Here is a 2,281-nt window from a genome sequence, read left to right as displayed (position 1 = left end):
TGAAAGATTTCTTGCCAAATTTATTACCACCTCGGGCTTTAAGTCTTTCATACATTTGTGGTGTTTTAAAGGGCAGACCTTTTGCATACAAGGCATACAAGCTAAATTTAAATGTGCTATTTTAGCATTTTCTTGCCAAGGTGAGGTTTGGCTAAATTTAGTAGAGCCAAAAACAGCCACCGTTTTTACCCCATAAGCTGCACCTATATGCATAGGACCACTATCATTTGTGATTAGTAAATCAAGCATAGAAATATTTTTACATAAAGTATAAATGTTAGTTTTACCGCAAAGATTTTTTGCTTTTATGTCTTCTTTTAGAAGAAATTGTTCAATTTCATCACAAATTTCACTCTCACTTTCCACTCCAAAGATTAAAATTTGATGTGTTGAACTAAATTCTTTTGCTACCCTTGCAAAATAGCTCGCTTCCCATCTTTTCGCACTTCCAAAATGTGCACCTGGGTTTATACCTAAAATTTTTTGAGTTGATTTTGCTTTTATAGGGAGTTTTAAAACATTTGAAGTGGCTTTAAAATTCAAAGCTTTTTCTATGAAATTTAAGTATTTTAAGACTTGGTGTTCTTCTTTTAGAATATTTTTATCAAAATAAAATCTTTTTTTTGCTTTGATTAGATTTAAAATGATCTTGCTTGAAAATGCTGAGCGAAATGAAAAAGCTAGATCAAATTTACCAAGATTTTTTCTAACTTGTAAAATTTGCTTATATCTTTGCTTTTTATTTTCTACTAAAATTTGAGCATTTTCAAAGCGTTTAAAAAGCTCTGTACTCACAAAAGAACCATAAAAAACAAATTTAGCTTGGGGATATTTTTCTTTTATAGCATAAATAGCCGCACTAGCCATTACTGTATCGCCAAGCCAAGTAGGAAGATTGATAAAAATATTCATAAGACTCCAATTGTTAATTCTGCTTTATTTGATCGTATAAAGGCTTTAAATCTAATATTTCAATTTTATCTTCAATCGTTTTTAAATATTTATCGATATTTTGATAATTTACAATATGGGTCTGATTTTTTATAGCGTTAAGTTGAATTGAATTCATATCAATATTATAGTGATTTAAATCTTTATAATTTGCAATATCATCTGCATAATCTAAATCATCAAATCCATATATTTTAGCATTTTCATAAGGTCTAATCTGTAAAGCAATATGTTTTATTAACTTTGACCACTTATTGTAATATTGATTTTCAGCTTGTATCATTCTATGATAAATTCTACTATATGTTGGCAAAATTAAAGAAAATTTAATATTTGGATATTTTTCAATATAACTAATTAAATAAAGCTGAATATGCTGTTTTAAATCATCAAAATTATCATAAGATACCCTATGTTTATATCTTCCTTCATACAAATCAACAATACTTACAATATCCTTGCGAACACCTTCTTCTATATTTTTAATCCAATTTTTAATCCCTCCAAATTGCTTTTGCGCAATCGGACTTTTAATCCACTTTGGTAAATTTTCCAACTCAGTATCACTTCCAACACATTTTTTACTACTAGAAAATTTCAATGCACATGAAATAAATTTTTTATTGAGATAAAATTTTAAATCATTATAGTAATTATCATCATATAAAAAATCAAAATTTCTAGTATCATGATTTTTTATATTCATAATAGCAAATTCATCCAAAGAAATTATCAAATGCTTGATATCTCTTTTTTTTAAAGCATAATCTAAAATAATTTTTCTTTGATTAAAAGTACTTCCACCTATTGATAAATTAATAAATTGTCCCCCAAGTTTAGAAGATGCTTCTGCAGACGAAGTATTTTGGAGCATTGAACTACCTATGATTAAAGAATCAAAATTACTATGATCAATTATTCCTCTAGCACTAATAATTACATCATTGTAATATGTTTTTTTTCTAAACCAAGGTTCATGATAAAGCTGCAATGGATCATACACATAAAGTAAACTTCCCAAAAACAACATAAAAGGCAAGGGTATTAATAAAGAATAAATTACAAATTTTTTATATGATTTAAACATTTTTATCCTTAGAAATTAAAATAAATAAATTCAGTATAAGGAACTACTCCTAAAGTTATCAAAGCTATATATAAAAAAAGCATGACTAATAAAGAATTTATATAACTAGCTTTAAAATTTTCAAGTTTTTCAATACTATTTTTAAACCCAATACATAAAATCATACAAACGATGATGTAAATTAAAGTTTCATTACTACCACTAATTTGCGCTAAAGATTCTTTCATTCTATGCCATTTTATA

Annotated in this window: 2 protein-coding genes and 1 pseudogene; all 3 read right to left on the bottom strand. The window is 26.5% G+C overall.

What is annotated here, in order from left to right:
- Nucleotides 1-912, bottom strand: a 912-nt coding sequence (gene waaF / locus CAMP5060_RS07980; RefSeq protein ID WP_337218193.1) for a lipopolysaccharide heptosyltransferase II, incomplete at its 3' end; no start/stop codon positions are given.
- A 13-nt stretch (nucleotides 913-925) separates the two neighbouring features.
- Complete coding sequence (locus CAMP5060_RS07975; RefSeq protein ID WP_337218192.1) at nucleotides 926-2,038, bottom strand: hypothetical protein; 1,113 nt, start codon at nucleotides 2,036-2,038, stop codon at nucleotides 926-928.
- 8 nt (nucleotides 2,039-2,046) lie between these two features.
- Nucleotides 2,047-2,281: pseudogene (locus CAMP5060_RS07970) on the bottom strand (MBOAT family O-acyltransferase); the annotation flags it as partial.

Origin of the sequence: Campylobacter sp. 1569 (assembly GCF_024723675.1) — a bacterium.
Taxonomy (GTDB): domain Bacteria; phylum Campylobacterota; class Campylobacteria; order Campylobacterales; family Campylobacteraceae; genus Campylobacter_D; species Campylobacter_D jejuni_C.
The sequence above is the reverse complement of the archived record's forward strand: the minus strand, read 5'-3'. Positions and strand labels throughout refer to the sequence as shown.

Bases quoted from the DNA above. Each gene is read 5' to 3' on its own strand.
- CAMP5060_RS07975 (WP_337218192.1), bottom strand. From the start codon at position 2,038: ATGTTTAAATCATATAAAAAATTTGTAATTTATTCTTTATTAATACCC.